Here is a 16,968-nt window from a genome sequence, read left to right as displayed (position 1 = left end):
ATGTGCTCTTGAACATGAGCATGACGTGGCGCAGTGGGGCGAGAATAGAAAGGTCTGGACCATAGGTCAATGGGTCTGGACCAGTGCGCTCATGCGGGACACCCCGGGAAGGTCAGACCCCCAACTCCCGTGCCAGCACCGCGGCCTGCACCCGGCTGCGCAGGTCGAGCTTCCCCAGCAGACGGCTGACGTGCGTCTTCACCGTCGCCTCGGCCATGTCCAGCCGTCCGGCGATCTCCGCGTTCGACAGGCCGGCACCCAGACAGCCGAGCACCTCCCGTTCCCGCCGGGTGAGCGAGTCCAGGACCACCGGGTCGACCGCGGGTTCGCGTGCGGGCCCGGAGGCGAACTCGGCGATCAGCCGCCGGGTGACGGCCGGGGCGATCAGCCCCTCGCCGCGCCCCACCGTCCGTACCGCCTCGACGAGGTCCCTCGCCTCGGTGTTCTTCAGCAGGAACCCGGCGGCGCCGGCGCGCAGTGCCCCGAAGACGTACTCGTCGAGGTCGAACGTGGTGAGCACCAGGACGTCGGCCAGGCCCTCGGCGACGACCTGGCGGGTCGCCGACACCCCGTCCAGGCGGGGCATCTGCACGTCCATCAGCACCAGGTCCGGCCGCAGTTCGCGGGCGAGCGCGACCGCCCGCTCCCCGTCCGCCGCCTCGCCGACCACCTCGATGTCCGGCGCGCTGCGCAGGATGAGGACCAGCCCGGCCCGTACGGCGGACTGGTCCTCGGCGACGAGCACACGGATCATGCGGGTTCTCCTTCGGTGACGGGGAGGGTGGCGCGGACGCTCCAGATCTTGCCCCGGGCCGTGCCCTCGGGGCCCGCCTCGAAGGTGCCGCCCAGCAGGGCGACCCGCTCGCGCATCCCGACCAGTCCGGCGCCGGAACCGGGGGCGCCCGGCCGGTCGCGGTCGCCGTACGGGCTGGTCACGTCGATACCGAGGGAGCCGTCCGCCCGCCGCAGCACCACCGCGACCCGGCCGGGGGAGGCGTGCTTGAGGGCGTTGGTCAGCGACTCCTGGACGATGCGGTAGGCGGCCAGTTCCACGGGGGCGGGGAGGGCGCCGCCGTGGCCGGCGTCGAGGGTGACGTCGAGGCCGTTGGTGCGGGCGCCCTCGACGAGGGAGCCGAGCCCGTCGAGGGTGGGTGCGGCGGACGGTTCGGTGTCGGCGCCGGCGTCCCGCAGGATGCCGATCAGTCTGCGCATCTCGGCCAGGCCCTCGACGCTGTTCTCGCGGATGACCCCGAGGGCCTCCATGGAGGTGTCCGGGTCGTCGAGGGAGAGCGCGGCCGTGGAGTGGATCGCGATCGCCGAGAGGTGGTTGGCGACCATGTCGTGCAACTCCCGTGCCATGCGCGCCCGTTCGGCCGCGACGGCCTGGGTGCGGTCCATCTCCGCCAGCAGGGCGGTCTGTTCGGCGCGCAGCCGGGCGGCCTCGGCGGCGTCGCGGTGGTTGCGGACGATCAGGCCGGTGGCGGCGGGCATGACGGAGACCAGGCCGACCACCACCCCGATGAGCAGCGCGTCCGGCTTCCGGAAGGCCATGAGCGGGACCACGGTGAAGGCGACGGTCACCAGTCCGCAGACCAGGGGCACCCGGCGGGCCGTGGCGGTCCGGCCGTACAGCACGGCGGCGTACACCAGGTCGGTGAACATCAGGACCGTGATCAGGTTGCCCTGGGTGATGGTGTCCAGCGTCAGCGCGGCCCAGCCGACCAGCAGGGCGGTCCGCGGCATGGTCCGGCGCAGCGCCTCGCAGCCGGCCATCACGACGAGGGGCGGCAGGACCCACCCGTGGGCCTCCAGGACCACGATCCCGTCGTGCGGGGTGCGCACGTCGAGGCCCAGCCCCCACAGCAGCAGCCCGCCGAGGAGTCCGGCGGTGGCGATGTACACGTCCGTGCGGTGCGGGCGGGGCGGTCGAACGGCCATGTCCCCATCCAACACGCGACGAGCCCACGGCGCCTGATCCCCGGGAACGGTCCTGGACTGCATCCTTCGATGTACGGCGACCTCGTCACCGCAGACGACGCATCGGCGGCGGCCCGCCGGGAGCCTGGAAGGGTGACCGAGAGGAGCGAGTCGTGATCGTCGCGTTGATCATCGCCTGTGAGGTCGGCTTCTGGGTGCTGCTGGCGCTGGCCCTGGCCGTCCGCTATCTGCTGAAGAGGCGCCGGACCAGTGTCGTGCTGCTGCTCTGCGAGCCCGTGCTGGAGCTGGTGCTGTTCGTCGTGACCGCGATCGACCTGAAGAACGGCGCCGAGCCCAGCTGGGAGCACGGGATCGCGGCCCTCTACATCGGCTTCACCGTGGGCTACGGCCACTACATGATCGGCCGGATGGACGTCTGGGCGGCGCACCGCCTGGGCGGGGGCCCCAAACCGGCGGGGCCCCCGAAGTACGGCCTGGCCCGCGCCCGCCACGAGGGGATGCTGTGGGTGCGGACGGTGGTGGCGGCCGGGGTGGCGCTGACCCTGCTCCAGCTGGCCGTCTGGTACGTCGGCGACGACGGGAACGTCGATTCGCTGAGGTCGTTCCAGTGGCTCGCCCTGCGGGGCGCGGGCATCCACGGCCTGGTCGCCCTCGCCTACACGATCTGGCCGAAGAAGGACCCGGGCGCGTCGGACACCGGGGAGCGGGTCACCGTCGAGAAGGAGAGGGCCGGACGATGAGCGCGACGGCGGCCGGCAACCTGCGGGACGGGGCCGGCACCTTCGTCGCCGGCCTGGTGCTGTGGCTCTTCACGGACGGGGTGGAGGTGCCGGTCGTGACCCTGACCAAGGTCGGTGCGGTGATGATGTGCGTGGGCGGCGTCCTCATCACCACCGGCCTCTACCAGCGGGTTCGCGGCACCCGGGGGTCCTAGCCCGGGCAGGTCGTTCGGATCACGCCCGGGCCGCAGGGTTCCGCTACCGCTCCCCGCCCGGGCCGCAGGGTTCCGCTACCGCTCCCCGCCCGGCACCCACAGCACGTCCCCGGTCTCCTTGTTCGCCGTCCTCGCCAGGATGAACAGGAGGTCGGAGAGGCGGTTGAGGTAGGTCGCGGTGAGGGGGTTCATGTCCTCGCCGTGGGCCTCCAGGGCCGCCCACGTCGAGCGCTCGGCCCGCCGGACCACCGTGCACGCCTGGTGCAGCAGGGCCGCGCCGGGGGTGCCGCCGGGCAGGATGAAGGAGCGGAGCTTCTCCAGCCGCTCGTTGAACCGGTCGCAGTCCGCCTCCAGCCTGTCGACGTAGAACTGCTCGACGCGCAGCGGCGGGAACTCGGGGTTGTCGACGACGGGCGTGGAGAGGTCCGCGCCCACGTCGAACAGGTCGTTCTGGACGCGGGTGAGGACCTGGACGATCTCCTCCTCCAGCCCGCCGAGCGCGATCGCCGTCCCGATGGCCGCGTTGGCCTCGTTGGCGTCGGCGTACGCCGAGATCCGCGGATCGGTCTTGGGCACCCGGCTCATGTCGCCGAGGTTGGTGGTGCCCTTGTCGCCGGTCCTGGTGTAGATGCGCGTCAGATTGACCATGCGACCAGCGTAGTTAGGCCCCGGCCGTCCGAAAGACCCGTGTGCCCACCGTCACGGCGAGCCCCGCGAGACCGACGGCGACCAGGACGCCCTGGAGCATGGCCGGGGTGGCGTACGCCCCGAGGTGCGCGTCACGCATCGCGTCCACGAGACAGCGGAACGGCACGAAGCGGGACAGGACGTCCGGCCGGCCCGGGGCCAGGGACACCGGCGGCACCAGGCCGGGCGGTCTCGCCGCGCGTGGGCCTGATGGAGGGCTACGACCGCTTCCTGCGGGCCATCCACGAGGCGCCCGCCCTGCGGTCCCGGCTGTGGAGCATCCGGCAGGAGGTCCAGGACAACCTGGAGGCGGCCCTGCGGGAGGAGGCCGGCGCGGCTCCCGACGACGCGCTGCCCACCCTGATCGCGGGTCAGATCAACTGGGTCCACCGGACGGTGACGGCCGTCGTCGGACGCGAGATGCGCGCCGGGCGCAATCCGGGCGAAGTGTCCCGAGAGGTGCTTCTTCTCCTGGACGGGACGGAGGGCCTGTTGAGCGAGAAGCTGCTCAACTACGCCGTACGCCCCTCTCCGTGAGCGCTGCCGGTGTGATGTCCGCCCCTTGAGACGTGACTCGCGTTACTAAGCGGTCACACGGACCCTCACGAGCGCTAGTGTCCGCCGGAGAGGTAACCCATCGACAGCGCGTACCAGGGGAGTCGCACAGTGGCACGGAAGCTCGCCGTCATCGGAGCCGGGCTCATGGGGTCCGGCATCGCCCAGGTGTCCGCGCAGGCGGGCTGGGACGTCGTGCTGCGCGACGTCACCGACGAGGCGCTGAACCGTGGCATCGGCGGCATCACGGCGTCGTTCGACAAGTTCGTGGGCAAGGGCAGGCTGACGGCCGAGGACGCCGAGGCGGCGCTGGGGCGGATCACCGCCACCACCGACCTCGACGCGGCGGCCGACGCGGACGTCGTCGTCGAGGCCGTCTTCGAGAAGCTAGAGGTCAAGCACGAGATCTTCCGGGCCCTGGACAAGGTCGTCCGCGAGGACACCGTGCTCGCCTCGAACACCTCGGCCATCCCGATCACCAAGATCGCGGCGGCCACCGAGCGGCCCGAACGCGTCGTCGGCGTCCACTTCTTCTCGCCGGTGCCGATGATGCAGCTGTGCGAACTGGTGCGCGGCTACAAGACGAGCGACGAGACGCTCGCCACCGCGCGGGAGTTCGCCGAGTCGGTCGGCAAGACCTGCATCGTCGTCAACCGTGACGTCGCCGGCTTCGTGACCACCCGTCTCATCTCCGCCCTCGTCGTGGAGGCCGCGAAGCTGTACGAGTCGGGCGTCGCCACCGCCGAGGACATCGACCTCGCCTGCAAGCTGGGCTTCGGCCACGCGATGGGACCGCTGGCCACCGCCGACCTGACGGGCGTCGACATCCTGCTGCACGCCACGAGCAACATCTACACGGAGTCCCAGGACGAGAAGTTCGCTCCTCCGGAGCTGATGCGCCGGATGGTGGACGCCGGTGACATCGGACGCAAGAGCGGGCAGGGCTTCTACAGCTACTGACGCCGACCCGTGCGGCACGGGCGGCACTTCCCACGCATGTGAACGCATGAGCCTCTTGGGCCTCACCCCTTGAGGTGAATTCGGTATCGGTTCGCTCACAGACGGCAACCTGGCGGTGCCCAACGCCGTCAGACGTTGCATCACCCACATCACGGAGTACGAGACGCACTCACGGGGAGCGCTTATGTACATCAGGGGCGACCACGCCGAGCTGGTCGTCGGGGGCCGCCTCGACGTACGCAGCGCGGCGGACGCCCGTACGGTCCTGCACGCGGCCGTCGACGACGGAGCCGGCGACCTGGTGCTCGACCTGTCAGAGCTGGACTCCTGGGACGCCACCGGACTCGGGGTGATCATGGGAGCCCACCGGCGGGCGGGGCGGTGCGGACGGCGGCTGGTGCTGCGCGCCGTACCGCCGCAGATGCAGCGGCTCCTCGTGGCCACCCGGCTGCACCGCATCCTCGCCATCGAGGGCGGTATCGGTCTGGAGTCGTTGCCCAGAGTCTGAACGCGTGTGCGGATCTCTACGTATGGCTCGGTGTGTGCGGGACACCCGGCCGGTGCACGCCGCAATCCTCACGAGACTGTGATGTCTCGGACAGCGTGGGACCCCGGACTGTCGTAGATACTGTGCAAAGGTTTAGGGTTCGGCTGCCCGCTGCCAGCTACCCTCGAGCGGGTTCCGGACCAGAAGCGACAGCGCGGTGTGCGACCAGGCCGGGAGGGGCTCCAGCACACGAGACGCTTTTGGGGGGCTTGAACCGATGGACCCGAACAGCCGGGGACCCGAAGAGTACGGCCACGACGACGCACAGGCGCAGAGCAGACGTCCGGCGCGTGACGCGCTGACGCAGGACTTCGACCGGCACGCTCCGGCGCTCGCCCGCACCGTCCGGCTCGTGACGGGCGACTTCCTCCTCACCGTCAACCCCGTCGACGGCAGCGAGATCGAGAACTGCCCGCCGGGCGAACTGCCTGGTCGGCCCGCGAAACACACGTCCGACGAGCGCGCCGCCCTCGACCGTGCCGCCCGCCCGCCGGTGCCCCCGGGCCCCTCGCTGCCCCGGCTGCCGCTGATCCAGCGCGACGAGGAGCGGGAGCGGCTCGTACGGCTCCTCGCCCGCGGCCGCTCCGTCCGCCTCACCGGCGCGCCCGGCTCGGGCCGCACCACCCTCCTCGACGCGGTCGCCGAGGACTGCGCGGACCTGGCCCCCGACGGTGTCGTCCGGCTGAGCGGTTTCCGGCGCACGGTCGACGACCTGCTGTACGAACTGTTCGCAGCCGTGTACAGCACATCCGGGTTCCGGCCCGCCCCGCCGCAGGTCGCCGACGTCGTGCGGGAGATCGGCGCGGTCGTCGTCCTGGACGACCTGGAGTTCGGCGGCATCGCCCTCGACGAACTCCTCGACGCCACCCCCGAGTGCGCCTTTCTGATCGGCGCCACCCCCGACACCCCGCTGCCGTCCGCCGACGCGCCCCTGGAGGAGGTCGTCCTCGGAGGGCTCGACCGGGCCGGCAGCGAGGAGCTCCTGGAGCGGGTCGTCGGGCGGGCGCTCACCGAGGACGAGTCCAACTGGGCCGGCGACCTCTGGTTCGAGTCCGAAGGGCTGCCGCTGCGCTTCACCCAGGCCGGGGCACTGCTCAGGCAGCGCGACCGGCAGCGGGCCGGCGAGGACGCCGTCGACGAGTTCGGGGTCTTCCAGGAGGCGCCGTCACTGGTCGACGCGTCCTTCGGGCCGCCGGCGGACGAGCGTGACGTCCCCCTGCCCTCCCTCGCCGAGGGAGCCGCCCCCGCCGCGCTGCTCGCGTCCCGGCTGGGCTCCTCGGCCCGCGAGACCCTCCGGTTCGCCGTCGCGCTCGGCGGCGAGATCCCCCACCAGGCGCACCTGCCCGCCCTCGTGGGTGACACCCACGCCGACGCGGCCCTCGGCGAGCTGGTCGGCTGCGCCCTGGTGACACCTGTCGGTGCCCGTTACCGGCTCGCCGCCGGGGTGCGCACGCAGCTGGAGGCCGCCGGGTACGCCGACGACGCCGGGACGCGCGCCGAGGCCGCCGCCCAGCACTACGCATGGTGGGCCGGGCACCCCTCGGTCACCCCCGAGCGCGTCTCGGCCGAGGCGGACGCCGTCCTGGCCGCCCTCACCGCGCTCGCGCCGGCCACGACCCCGCCCGGCGAGGGCGAGGAGAGCGCCGCCGTGGTGCTGGCCCGGCAGGCCGCGCCCGCGTTCGCGGCGGGTCAGCGCTGGAGCGCCTGGGAGCGGGCGCTCCGGGCCGGTGCCGAGGCCGCCGGCCTCGCCGACGAGACCGCCGAACTGGCTTACTTCCACCACGAGCTGGGTGTCCTCGCCCTGTGCTCCGGACAGCTGGAGCGGGCGCGGGCCGAGCTGGAGTCCTCCATCGGGCTGCGCAACGTCCTCGCGGACAAGCGCGGCACGGTCGCCGGCCGCCGGGCCCTCGCCCTGGTCGCCGACCGCTCCGGGACGACCCCGCCGGCCGGCGGTCCGGCGGTGGGGGAGGAGGTACCGGACGTCCGGCACCCGGAACCGGGTCCGCTCGGGGGCGGGCTCTCCGCCTACACACCCCTGGGCTTCGGCACGGCCGGTCCGGGAGCGACGGGCGCGGCGGCGGCCACCGGCGGCGGCTCCGCGGTGTACCCGCCGGCCGACGACGGCATCCTCGTCACGCACGGGTCCGGCGGCGCCACGCCCGCGCACCGGTTCACCGGTCTCAGGAGCCTCGTCGGGGGTGCCCGGCGCAACCTGCTCGCCACGGGCGCGGGAGCGCTGCTCGTCGCCGTGCTGGGAACCGTGGTGACCCTGGGCGCGACCTCCGACCGCAAGGACGACACCCCGGCGGAGCGGGTCGGCGTCAACCCCTCCGCCAGCGCGGGCGTCGACGACGGCGGGCTCGTCGCGGACCGTCCCAAGACGGGCGGGGACGACGACACCCCGGGTGCCGTGCCCGAGCCGACCGACCCGGGCCCGGACGGCACCTACGGCACGTCGGACGACCCGACGCCCACGGGCAGCGCGGGGCCGTCGGACGACCCGAGCGGTACGGAAGGGCCGACGGGCAAGCCGACGCCGACCCCGACGAAGTCGTCCCCGAAGCCGACGCCGTCGGACTCCGAGGACGAGTCCGGCTCGCCCACCCCGACCCCGACACCCACGCCCACGCCGACTCCCACGCCCACCCCGACGCCGTCCGGCGGCAGCGAGAACCCGCCGCCACCGGACGACACCAGCAGCGCGAGCGCACCCACCTCCGCCCGTGCCGTCGAGCCGACGGCCGCCGCCCCGGAATCCGGCGCCGGCTCACCCGGCGGGACGACGGCCTGAGCCGCGTTCCACCCGTTCGACGCGCCGTTCGACGCGGGAGGGCCGGGTCCGTTCCTCGGACCCGGCCCTCCCGGGGTCGTGCGTCGGACGCCGACCGAACTCAGAACAGCCGCAGCTTGTCGTCCTCGATGCCGCGCAGGGCGTCGTAGTCGAGGACCGCGCAGCCGATGCCGCGGTCGGTGGCGAGGACACGGGCCTGGGGCTTGATCTCCTGGGCGGCGAAGATGCCGCGGACCGGCGCGAGGTGCGGGTCGCGGTTCAACAGCTCCAGATAGCGCGTGAGTTGCTCGACCCCGTCGATCTCGCCGCGCCGCTTGATCTCGACCGCGACGGTCGCGCCGTCGGCGTCCCGGCACAGGATGTCGACGGGACCGATGGCCGTCATGTACTCGCGGCGGATGAGCGTGTAGCCCTCGCCGAGGGTCTCGATGCGGTCGGCGAGGAGTTCCTGGAGGTGCGCCTCGACGCCGTCCTTGATCAGGCCGGGGTCGACGCCCAGTTCGTGCGAGGAGTCGTGGAGGACCTCCTCCATCGTGATGATGAGCTTCTCGCCCGCCTTGTTGATGACGGTCCAGACGCCTGCCTCGTCCCCGGCACCCTCCTTCAGCGTGCAGGGCGGCGACATCCAGTTGAGGGGCTTGTAGGCCCGGTCGTCGGCGTGGATCGAGACGCTGCCGTCCGCCTTCACCAGGATCAGGCGGGGGGCCGAGGGGAGATGGGCGGTGAGCCGGCCCGCGTAGTCGACGGAGCAGCGGGCAATGACGAGACGCATGGTCGGCAACGCTATCCGACGCCGACGGGTGCGCGCGATTCGACCGCCGTGGGCGTCCGGCCCGGAGGTCACCCCGCGGCCGGTGCCGGGGGCCGGGGGCCGTTCGACGCGCGGCCGGTCCCGTGCGGTCGCTGTCGCCCTCCGTCACCCTCCTCCGGCCTCTCACGTGGGCTTCCGTCGTCCTCCGGCATGTGCCGCTGTCAACTCCTGTTCGGCATTGGCTGATTGTGTGCGTCCCACGTCGTGTCGGTGCGCGCAATCTCCTGGTGCGGCCCCGTTCGGTTCCTTACCGTAGAAACTGGAGGTCGCGGACCGTGCACTCTGCGTGTTCGGCGTGCGCTCTCCGACCCTGTCCGTCAACCCCTGTTGTTGTGGGGGTGCGAGAGGAGAACCCATGTCGCTCGACGTCTCACCGGCCCTACTCGAACAGGCCGAGCGAGGCGAGGTCGACGAAGCCGCCTTCGTCGACTGCGTCCGGACCTCCCTGCCCTACGCGTGGGAGATGATCAGCTCTCTGGTGGCCCAGCTGAAGGTCGACGGCGGAGAGTTCGCCGACAACCAGACGCCCCCGCCGGACGAGCAGGCACGCGGACAACTGCTGCGCGCGCTCGCCAGCGACGCGATTCGCGGCGCGCTGCAGCGGCACTTCGGTGTACGGCTGGCCTTCCAGAACTGCCACCGCGTGGCGGTGTTCCCTCTGGACCCGTCCGTGGACGACAGGCTGGCCCGCTTCACCTCGATCCGCGGCCAACTCCTCAACCAGTCCCCGGAACTCAGGGACTGCTGAGGTCGTGACGCAGCACGGCTTGCCGCTCCAACCGCGGGAGGTGCATCAGTAACCGGGGCGGCAAGCTCCCCGCAGTGGCTCAGCCGAGGTGAGGCAGCACCTCGGCACCGAGTCGTCGTACGTTCTCCTCCGTCGCCGCCAGGTCGCCGGAGCCCTCGACCAGCAGGGCGAAGCGGGAGATGCCCGTCCGCTCGCTGGTGGCCGCGAGGCGGTCGGCGCACAGCCGGGGGGTGCCCACGGGGTGCAGCCCGCAGAGCAGTTCGGTGTACGCCAGCGGGTCCCGCATGGCGCGGGCCCGGCCGTCGACGGTCACATGGGCGTCGAGGCCCTGCTTCAGCCAGCCCGGCATCGCCTTGGTGAGCGCCTCCACGGCGTCGGTGCGCCGGTCGGCGATCTGGCAGACGCCGGCCGAGACATGGGCCGCGCCGGAGATCTCCTCCGGCGAACGGCCCGCCGCCCGGGCGTGCTTGCGCCACAGGGCGACCATCTCGGCCTTCTCCTCGTCCCCGACGTGCATGCCGAGGAGCATCGACAGCCCGCGCTCGGCGGCCAGCCTGACGCTCGTCGGCGAGGTGCAGGCGACGACGACCTCCGGGCCGGGTGTCTCGTCCAGGTCCTCGGCGGGCCTCGGGACGACCGGGACCTCACGGAAGCTGAATCGTTCCCCCGACGCCGAGACCGAGGGCTCGCGCAGCCAGCGCATGAGCAGATCGAGTGATTCCGGGAAGCCCGTCTCGTACGCCGGGAGTCCGGCGCCGAACACCTCCAGGTCGACCCACGGGCCGCCGCGTCCGACCCCCAGCGAGAAGCGTCCGCCGGACGTCACGTGCAGCAGGGCGGCCTGTTCGCCCAGGGCCACGGGGTGGACGGTGGGCAGTACGCTGACCGCCGTGCCGACCCGGATCCGCCGGGTGCGGCCCAGCAGCAGCGCGGCGAGGGTGATCGCCGACGGGCAGGTGCCGTACGGCACGAAATGGTGCTCGGCCAGCCAGACCGCGTCCAGCCCGGCCTCCTCGGCCACCTCCGCGGTCCGTACCGCCCGGTGGAGCGCCTCGCCCTGACCCTGGCCGGGGAACTGGGCGCCCAGTACAAATGTTCCTACGTGCATCGCTCTTCCTGCTTCCTCGGCTCCGACTCGGGAGCTCCCCCACCGGCATAACCGGGGGACACGTGACGAAGTCACGGCCTGGCGGCGAGATTTGCGGATTGTCTGCAGAATGGGCCGGGCGGAGGGCGATCTGGGGGGTTTGGTGACGTACGCATACCCCCACCGGGCCCGCGTAGGCTGGAGACCGGCCCTGCCCCCCGTCGAGCCCCGTGAGGTGTCCCGTGTCCCCGCGTCGCAACCGCCCCAAGGACCAGGCTTCGTCGGGTCCGTCGGGTCCGTCAGGCCGCAGCGCGGAGGAGGACCGGTCCGACCGCTACGGCGGCTGGCAGACCAGCGAGCCCTGGCGGGGCGAGGAGTGGAGCGTGCGCCATGTGGCGGGCGCCAGCGCGGCGGGCAAGACCTACCGCTGCCCCGGCTGCGACCAGATGATCGCCTCGGGGGTCCCGCATGTCGTGGCTTGGCCCGAGCACTCGGGCGTCGACGAGCGTCGGCACTGGCACAAGGCGTGCTGGAACGCGAAGGACCGCCGCACCTCGCGGGTGCAGCGGTCCCGTAACGCGCCGAGGTTCTGACACCCCCTCGGCCGGAAGGTCAGACGTCCCGCTTCTCCAGCAGGGCGTACGCGCCCACGAACGCCACCCCCGCCAGCGCGAGCATGATCCACAGGGGCTCCCAGCCGGACGGGCCGGACTGGCTGATCTCCGCGCCGTAGAAGACGCTGAGCTGGCTGGGGATCGAGTACTCCAGCAAGAACTCCTGGACGTCCCTCAGTGACTCCGAGAACATGAAGATCGCGATGACCAGCGGGGCGAGGAAGACGCCGAGCATCAGGGTGATCGCACCCGCCGAATGCCGGATCAGCGAACCCGTCAGCAGCGCCAGCAGCCCGAACAGCGCGAGGTACAGGCTCACACCGACCGTGCCCTTGAACCACTCGCCGCCGTCGGGGCTCGTGACGCCGTTGCCCTCCAGGATCGCCACCTGCGCGAAGCCGACGAAGGCCGTGGTGACCACCGTGACCGTGAAGGTGAGGGCGAAGAACACGATGGCCTTCGCGGCCAGGACCCGGCCGCGGCTCGGGCACGCGGTCATCGTGGTCCGGATCATCCCCGTGCCGTATTCGGAGGCGGTGGTCAGCACCCCGAGCGTGAGGATGCAGACGCTGCCGATCATGACGCCGAACAGGCCGAGGCCCAGCGGGGACTCGCCCTCCAGGTTCATGTCCGCGGAGGCGGCGATCAGGGCGAAGAGCAGACCCAGGCCGATCACCAGGACGACGAAGACGCCGAGTGTCCAGATCGTGGAGCGGACCGACTTGATCTTCGTCCACTCGGAGGCGATCGCGTGCCCGAGGTGCGTGCGCACCACCGGGATCGGCGAGGTGTACGACGTGCCCGGCGCGCCCTGCCACTGGGGGGCGGGCGGCGCTTGCGTGAGGGGCGGCTGGGGCGTGCTCATCGGGCGTCCTCGGACTTCGTCAGGTCGGCGGCGGGCGCGGCGGAGGCGGCCGCGGCGGGGGCCGGCGCGGCGGCGGGCTGCGCGGGGGCCGGCGGGGCGGCCTGGGCGTACGGGTTCGGCTGGGGCTGCCCGGGAGCCGGGGCCGCGGGCGCCGGAGCCCCGTAGGGGCCGGCCGGCGGGGCCGGGTGGCCCTGCGGCGCGTACGGCTGACCCGGCTGCGGTGCCGGCGGGGCGTACCAGCCCGGCTGGCCCTGTCCGGGCACCGGCATCGGCGGCTGCGCGCCGGGCGGCAGCGGCTGCTGCAGACCGGCCTTCTGGTCGATGGTCGAGCGGTAGTCGACGGCGCCCTGCGTCATCCGCATGTACGCCTCCTCCAGCGACGCCTGGTGCGGCGACAGCTCCCACAGGCGCACGTCGGCGCCGTGCGCGAGATCGCTGATGCGGGGCAGCGGCAGCCCCATGACCCGCAGCGCCCCGTCCTGCTCGGGCAGCACCTGGCCGCCCGCCTCGGTCAGCGCGGCCGTCAGCTTCTCGCGCTGCTGCGGCTCGGCGTCCGGAGTCCGTACGCGCGCGAAGTCGGCGGAGTTCGCCGAGATGAAGTCCTTGATGCTCATGTCGGAGAGCAGCTGCCCGCGCCCGATCACGATGAGGTGGTCGGCGGTCAGCGCCATCTCGCTCATCAGGTGCGAGGAGACGAAGACCGTACGGCCCTCGGCGGCGAGCGCCTTCATCAGGTTGCGGACCCAGAGGATGCCCTCGGGGTCGAGGCCGTTGACCGGCTCGTCGAAGAGGAGCACCTGCGGGTCGCCGAGCAGCGCGGCGGCGATGCCGAGCCGCTGGCCCATGCCCAGGGAGAAGCCCTTGGAACGCTTCTTGGCCACGTCCTGCAGACCGACGACACCGAGCACCTCGTCCACCCGGCGGGCCGGGATGCCGGACAGCTGGGCCAGGGACAGCAGGTGGTTACGGGCGTGCCGGCCGCCGTGCACCGCCTTGGCGTCGAGGAGCGCGCCGACCTGCCGGGCCGCGTTCGGCAGCTTGCGGTACGGATAGCCGCCGATCGTCACCTGCCCGGAGGTGGGATTGTCCAGGCCGAGGATCATGCGCATCGTCGTCGACTTCCCGGAGCCGTTGGGCCCCAGGAAGCCGGTGACGGCCCCCGGCCGCACCTGGAAGGAAAGGTTGTACACGGCCGTCTTGGCGCCGTAGCGCTTCGTCAGGCCGACTGCCTCGATCATGCTCCGCACCCATCGAACGGTTCAGGACGTCTCAGGACGTCGGGGCGCACGCCCCCGTAAGGATTAGGAGCTTATCGGGACGCTGACGGTTCCACCCAAGAGCAGGTAAAACCTCGCAGGTCACGCGCCCCTTGCTTTGGCATGTACGTAACCGCTGGTCAGGCTCCCGCTCATGCGTCGCGCCGCTTCAGCATCAGGTATCCGCCGAGCAGGGCCGCCGCCACCCACAGCGCCATGATGGCGAGACCGCCCCAGGGCCCGTACGGCGTGTCGTCGTCCACGGGGGTCACCACCTGCATGATCCTGCTGCCGGCCTGGTCGGGCAGGTACCGGCCGGCCTTCTCGGTGGCGCCGACGTTGCCCAGGATGTTGGAGATCAGGAAGAAGAACGGCATCAGGATGCCGAGGGACAGCATCGGGCTGCGGAGCATCGCCGCCACCCCCATGGAGAACACGGCGATGAGGGTCATGTAGAGGCCGCCGCCGAAGACCGCGCGCAGGACGCCCGGGTCGTCGATCCCGGCGCGGTGCGGACCGAGCATCGCCTGCCCCAGGAAGAACGTCACGAAGCTGGTCGCGAGCCCCACCGCGAAGGCGAGGGCGGTGGCCACCGCGATCTTGCCGAAGAGGAAGGTGCCGCGCTGCGGCACGGCGGCCAGCGAGGTCCGGATCATGCCGGTGCTGTACTCGTTCGACACCACCAGCACCCCGAACACGATCATCGCCAGCTGCCCGAGGGTCATCCCCGCGAAGCTGATGAACGTCGGGTCGAACGACAGCCGGTCCCGGCGGCTCAGGTTGTCGAACTCGTTCTTCGACAGCAGCGAGATCAGCACGCCGAGCGCGATCGTGACGACCCCGGCCAGCGACAGCGTCCACACCGTGGACGCCACCGACCGGATCTTCGTCCATTCCGAGCGGACCACCTGGGTGACGGCCATCGTCAGCCCTCCCGCTTCCAGGAGCCGCCCCAGCCGGGGACGGGTGCCGGTTGCGCCACCGGGGTGCCGTCGTGCGCGTGGTACTCCACCGACTCGGCCGTCAGCTGCATGAACGCCTCCTCCAGCGACGCCTGCTGGGGGCTCAGCTCGTGCAGCACGATCCGGTGCTGGGCGGCCAGCTCACCGATCTCCTCGGGTTTCCCGCCGTCCACCTCCAGCGCCCCGTTGCCGCTCTCCACGACCGTCGTGCCGACCGCGTGCAGCACGTCGAGCAGCCGCTCCCGCTGCGGTGTGCGAATGCGTACGTACGCGCGTGAGTTCTGCCGGATGAACTCCGCCATGGAGGTGTCCGCGAGCAGCCGCCCCTGCCCGATGACGACGAGGTGGTCGGCGGTCAGCGCCATCTCGCTCATCAGATGCGAGGACACGAACACGGTCCGCCCCTGGGCCGCGAGGGACTTCATCAGATTCCGGATCCAGTGGATGCCCTCGGGGTCGAGGCCGTTGACCGGCTCGTCGAACATCAGGATCCGCGGGTCGCCGAGCAGCGCGCCGGCGATCCCGAGCCGCTGCCCCATGCCGAGCGAGAAGCCCTTGGCCTTCTTCCGGGCGACCGTGGTGAGCCCGACCGTGTCCAGGACCTCGTGCACCCGGGCCCGGGGGATGCCGTTGCTCTCGGCCAGGCAGAGCAGGTGGTTGAAGGCGCTGCGGCCGCCGTGCACGGCCTTGGCGTCCAGCAGCGCGCCGATGTACGTCAGCGGGTCCCGCAGGCCCGCGTAGTGCGTGCCGTCGATCCGGACGTCCCCCGCGGTGGGCCGGTCCAGCCCCAGGATCATGCGCATGGTCGTCGACTTGCCGGCCCCGTTCGGCCCGAGGAAGCCGGTCACCATCCCGGGCCGCACGGCGAAGGTCAGGTTGTTCACCGCCACCTTCTCGCCGTACCGCTTGGTCAGCCCGTCCAGCTCGATCATGCGGCCACGCTAGAACGGGGCCCGGTGGCCTGCCACCGGAGCACTGGTGACTGCCGGTCATCCCCTCAGGGGCGCGGGGAACTGCGCGAACAACCCCACACGGCCGGCAGCCGCGTCACCAGGGAAGCCCCCGAGCTATGAGGCACCCGGCCACCCGGCCACCCGGCCGGACGGCCCCGTCGCCACCCCCGGCACACCGAAGGCCCGCGCCCCCCCGGAGGGGAGACGCGGGCCCGATGGTGCCTCGTCCGGCCGGTGCCGTCAGGGTGACAGGGTCACCGGGACTGCTGCGCCGGAACCCCGCGGGAGATCGGCTCGTCGTCGGTGACCGGCGTGCCGGCCGCGGCGACGGCCGCACCCGTGAGGGTCGCCAGCATCTCGCGCACGTTCGTCAGCTGGGCGTTGATCGAGTCGCGGCGGTTGGTGAGCGCCGCCAGCTCGCGCTCGGATTCCGAACGGATCCGGTCGGCCTTGGCGTTCGCGTCCGCGACGATGTCCTCGGCCTGACGCTGCGCGGTCTCCACCGTCTGGCGGGCGCGGCGCTCGGCGTCGGTGCGCAGCTTCTCGGCCTCCAGGCGGAGCTGCTCGGCGCGGTGCTCGATCTCGGCGAGACGCTTCTCCGCCTTCTGCTGACGCGATGCCAGGTCCCGCTCGGACTGCTCGCGGCGCTTGGCGAGGTTCGTCTCGAAGTCGGCGGCGGCCTGGGCGGCCTTGGCGCGGGTCTCCTCGAAGAGGGCGTCCGCCTCCTCGCGCTTGGACTGCGCGTCCTTCTGCGCCTCGGCGCGCAGCTGCGAGGCGTCGCTCTTGGCCTTCTCGACGATCCGGACGCCCTCGTCCTCCGCCTTGGCCTTGCGCTCCGCGGAGAAGGACTCCGCGTCGTTGCGCACCTGCTGGGCCGCCGACTCGGCGAGCTCGCGGTGCTGCTCGGCGGCGCGGCGGGCCTCCTCGCGCAGGTCCTTCGCCTCCTCCTCGGCGAGGCGGAGGATCTTCTCGACGCGCGCGCCGAGACCGGCGTAGGACGGCTCGGCGTCGGTCACCGCGGCCTGGGCGTTCTGCGTCTCGAGGTGGAGCTCCTCGATGCGCTTCTCCAGAGCGGTGATGCGGGCGAGCGCGGAGTCACGGTCGGAGACGAGCTTGGAGATACGTTCGTCCACCTGAGCGCGGTCGTATCCACGCCGCACAAGCTCGAAGCCGTAGGGGGAAGTGTCGCTCATGGGGTTCCTGTCGAATGAGACCGGTGAGGTGATAGGTGGAATCCTAGGGGGCGAAGCGGCGTGTCAT

17 protein-coding genes and 2 pseudogenes are annotated in these 16,968 nt (G+C 72.1%); 8 read left to right on the top strand and 11 right to left on the bottom strand.

Going from position 1 to position 16,968, the window contains the following annotated elements; all coding sequences use genetic code 11:
• Positions 1–112: 112 nt before the first annotated feature.
• Together PYR72_RS16665 and PYR72_RS16660 are read right to left on the bottom strand one after the other, a co-directional pair.
• Entirely contained in the window at positions 113–754 is a 642-nt protein-coding gene (locus tag PYR72_RS16665) for a response regulator transcription factor (protein WP_275456073.1), read from the bottom strand.
• The gene (locus PYR72_RS16660) at positions 751–1,938 is read right to left on the bottom strand and encodes a histidine kinase (RefSeq protein WP_275456072.1); all 1,188 of its coding nucleotides are present in this window, start codon (positions 1,936–1,938) and stop codon (positions 751–753) included. The genes PYR72_RS16665 and PYR72_RS16660 overlap by 4 nt, the downstream gene beginning before the upstream one ends.
• Positions 1,939–2,090: 152 nt before the next feature.
• Between PYR72_RS16660 and PYR72_RS16655 the strand changes: the two genes are divergently transcribed.
• On the top strand, positions 2,091–2,678 hold the full coding sequence (locus PYR72_RS16655) for a hypothetical protein (RefSeq protein ID WP_275456071.1): 588 nt from the start codon (positions 2,091–2,093) through the stop codon (positions 2,676–2,678).
• Complete coding sequence (locus tag PYR72_RS16650) at positions 2,675–2,872, top strand: DUF5708 family protein (protein WP_275456070.1); 198 nt, start codon at positions 2,675–2,677, stop codon at positions 2,870–2,872. The genes PYR72_RS16655 and PYR72_RS16650 overlap by 4 nt, the downstream gene beginning before the upstream one ends.
• Before the next feature lie 75 nt (positions 2,873–2,947).
• Here PYR72_RS16650 and PYR72_RS16645 read toward each other — a convergent pair whose 3' ends face one another.
• Positions 2,948–3,520, bottom strand: coding sequence for a cob(I)yrinic acid a,c-diamide adenosyltransferase (locus PYR72_RS16645; RefSeq protein WP_275456069.1), 573 nt, complete (start codon positions 3,518–3,520; stop codon positions 2,948–2,950).
• Positions 3,521–3,533: 13 nt separating this feature from the next.
• Positions 3,534–3,743, bottom strand: a pseudogene (locus PYR72_RS16640) (ABC transporter permease); the annotation flags it as partial.
• A 2-nt stretch (positions 3,744–3,745) separates the two neighbouring features.
• Here PYR72_RS16640 and PYR72_RS16635 point away from each other — a divergent pair.
• The 4 genes and pseudogenes from PYR72_RS16635 to PYR72_RS16620 form a co-directional block, all read left to right on the top strand.
• Positions 3,746–4,096, top strand: a pseudogene (locus PYR72_RS16635) (TetR/AcrR family transcriptional regulator); the annotation flags it as partial.
• A 129-nt stretch (positions 4,097–4,225) separates the two neighbouring features.
• Positions 4,226–5,074: a 3-hydroxyacyl-CoA dehydrogenase family protein gene (locus tag PYR72_RS16630; RefSeq protein WP_275456068.1), complete on the top strand. Its 849-nt coding sequence runs from the start codon at positions 4,226–4,228 to the stop codon at positions 5,072–5,074.
• 184 nt (positions 5,075–5,258) lie between these two features.
• Entirely contained in the window at positions 5,259–5,582 is a 324-nt protein-coding gene (locus tag PYR72_RS16625) for an STAS domain-containing protein (RefSeq protein WP_059083632.1), read from the top strand.
• Positions 5,583–5,838: 256 nt separating this feature from the next.
• Complete coding sequence (locus tag PYR72_RS16620; protein WP_275456067.1) at positions 5,839–8,412, top strand: ATP-binding protein; 2,574 nt, start codon at positions 5,839–5,841, stop codon at positions 8,410–8,412.
• A 100-nt stretch (positions 8,413–8,512) separates the two neighbouring features.
• On the opposite strand, the gene nucS is transcribed toward PYR72_RS16620, so the two are convergent.
• Positions 8,513–9,184 (bottom strand): endonuclease NucS, encoded by a 672-nt coding sequence (nucS, locus tag PYR72_RS16615; protein ID WP_275456066.1) that lies wholly within the window; start codon positions 9,182–9,184, stop codon positions 8,513–8,515.
• Positions 9,185–9,578: 394 nt separating this feature from the next.
• On the opposite strand from nucS, the gene PYR72_RS16610 reads away from it, so the two are divergent.
• Positions 9,579–9,971, top strand: coding sequence for an SCO5389 family protein (locus PYR72_RS16610; RefSeq protein WP_005480204.1), 393 nt, complete (start codon positions 9,579–9,581; stop codon positions 9,969–9,971).
• A gap of 79 nt (positions 9,972–10,050) precedes the next feature.
• On the opposite strand, the gene PYR72_RS16605 is transcribed toward PYR72_RS16610, so the two are convergent.
• Positions 10,051–11,079 carry an LLM class flavin-dependent oxidoreductase gene (locus PYR72_RS16605; RefSeq protein WP_275456065.1) on the bottom strand — a complete coding sequence of 343 codons (1,029 nt, stop codon included), beginning with the start codon at positions 11,077–11,079 and terminating at the stop codon, positions 10,051–10,053.
• 221 nt (positions 11,080–11,300) lie between these two features.
• On the opposite strand from PYR72_RS16605, the gene PYR72_RS16600 reads away from it, so the two are divergent.
• Positions 11,301–11,651, top strand: a complete 351-nt coding sequence (locus tag PYR72_RS16600; RefSeq protein ID WP_275456064.1) for an ATP/GTP-binding protein — start codon at positions 11,301–11,303, stop codon at positions 11,649–11,651.
• 19 nt (positions 11,652–11,670) lie between these two features.
• Here PYR72_RS16600 and PYR72_RS16595 read toward each other — a convergent pair whose 3' ends face one another.
• The 5 genes from PYR72_RS16595 to PYR72_RS16575 all read right to left on the bottom strand — a co-directional run bounded on the left by PYR72_RS16595 (position 11,671) and on the right by PYR72_RS16575 (position 16,901).
• On the bottom strand, positions 11,671–12,537 hold the full coding sequence (locus tag PYR72_RS16595) for an ABC transporter permease subunit (RefSeq protein WP_275456063.1): 867 nt from the start codon (positions 12,535–12,537) through the stop codon (positions 11,671–11,673).
• Positions 12,534–13,775 (bottom strand): ABC transporter ATP-binding protein, encoded by a 1,242-nt coding sequence (locus PYR72_RS16590; RefSeq protein WP_275456062.1) that lies wholly within the window; start codon positions 13,773–13,775, stop codon positions 12,534–12,536. Before PYR72_RS16590 ends, PYR72_RS16595 begins: the two co-directional genes overlap by 4 nt.
• Positions 13,776–13,945: 170 nt before the next feature.
• Positions 13,946–14,716: an ABC transporter permease gene (locus PYR72_RS16585; protein ID WP_013000633.1), complete on the bottom strand. Its 771-nt coding sequence runs from the start codon at positions 14,714–14,716 to the stop codon at positions 13,946–13,948.
• A 2-nt stretch (positions 14,717–14,718) separates the two neighbouring features.
• On the bottom strand, positions 14,719–15,687 hold the full coding sequence (locus tag PYR72_RS16580) for an ATP-binding cassette domain-containing protein (protein WP_275456061.1): 969 nt from the start codon (positions 15,685–15,687) through the stop codon (positions 14,719–14,721).
• 275 nt (positions 15,688–15,962) lie between these two features.
• Positions 15,963–16,901, bottom strand: a complete 939-nt coding sequence (locus tag PYR72_RS16575; protein ID WP_013000631.1) for a cellulose-binding protein — start codon at positions 16,899–16,901, stop codon at positions 15,963–15,965.
• Positions 16,902–16,968: the final 67 nt, after the last annotated feature.

It is taken from the genome of Streptomyces sp. VNUA24, assembly GCF_029167005.1.
GTDB classification, from domain to species: domain Bacteria; phylum Actinomycetota; class Actinomycetes; order Streptomycetales; family Streptomycetaceae; genus Streptomyces; species Streptomyces scabiei.
This window is presented reverse-complemented; position numbering and strand designations above follow the sequence as displayed.

What these genes read in the sequence shown, in the direction of transcription:
- PYR72_RS16665 (WP_275456073.1), bottom strand. Translation starts at nt 754, where the DNA reads ATGATCCGTGTGCTCGTCGCCGAGGACCAGTCCGCCGTACGGGCCGGG.
- PYR72_RS16660 (WP_275456072.1), bottom strand. Translation starts at nt 1,938, where the DNA reads ATGGCCGTTCGACCGCCCCGCCCGCACCGCACGGACGTGTACATCGCC.
- PYR72_RS16650 (WP_275456070.1), top strand. Translation starts at nt 2,675, where the DNA reads ATGAGCGCGACGGCGGCCGGCAACCTGCGGGACGGGGCCGGCACCTTC.
- PYR72_RS16645 (WP_275456069.1), bottom strand. Translation starts at nt 3,520, where the DNA reads ATGGTCAATCTGACGCGCATCTACACCAGGACCGGCGACAAGGGCACC.
- PYR72_RS16625 (WP_059083632.1), top strand. Translation starts at nt 5,259, where the DNA reads ATGTACATCAGGGGCGACCACGCCGAGCTGGTCGTCGGGGGCCGCCTC.
- PYR72_RS16620 (WP_275456067.1), top strand. Translation starts at nt 5,839, where the DNA reads ATGGACCCGAACAGCCGGGGACCCGAAGAGTACGGCCACGACGACGCA.
- nucS (WP_275456066.1), bottom strand. Translation starts at nt 9,184, where the DNA reads ATGCGTCTCGTCATTGCCCGCTGCTCCGTCGACTACGCGGGCCGGCTC.
- PYR72_RS16610 (WP_005480204.1), top strand. Translation starts at nt 9,579, where the DNA reads ATGTCGCTCGACGTCTCACCGGCCCTACTCGAACAGGCCGAGCGAGGC.
- PYR72_RS16605 (WP_275456065.1), bottom strand. Translation starts at nt 11,079, where the DNA reads ATGCACGTAGGAACATTTGTACTGGGCGCCCAGTTCCCCGGCCAGGGT.
- PYR72_RS16595 (WP_275456063.1), bottom strand. Translation starts at nt 12,537, where the DNA reads ATGAGCACGCCCCAGCCGCCCCTCACGCAAGCGCCGCCCGCCCCCCAG.
- PYR72_RS16590 (WP_275456062.1), bottom strand. Translation starts at nt 13,775, where the DNA reads ATGATCGAGGCAGTCGGCCTGACGAAGCGCTACGGCGCCAAGACGGCC.
- PYR72_RS16585 (WP_013000633.1), bottom strand. Translation starts at nt 14,716, where the DNA reads ATGGCCGTCACCCAGGTGGTCCGCTCGGAATGGACGAAGATCCGGTCG.
- PYR72_RS16580 (WP_275456061.1), bottom strand. Translation starts at nt 15,687, where the DNA reads ATGATCGAGCTGGACGGGCTGACCAAGCGGTACGGCGAGAAGGTGGCG.
- PYR72_RS16575 (WP_013000631.1), bottom strand. Translation starts at nt 16,901, where the DNA reads ATGAGCGACACTTCCCCCTACGGCTTCGAGCTTGTGCGGCGTGGATAC.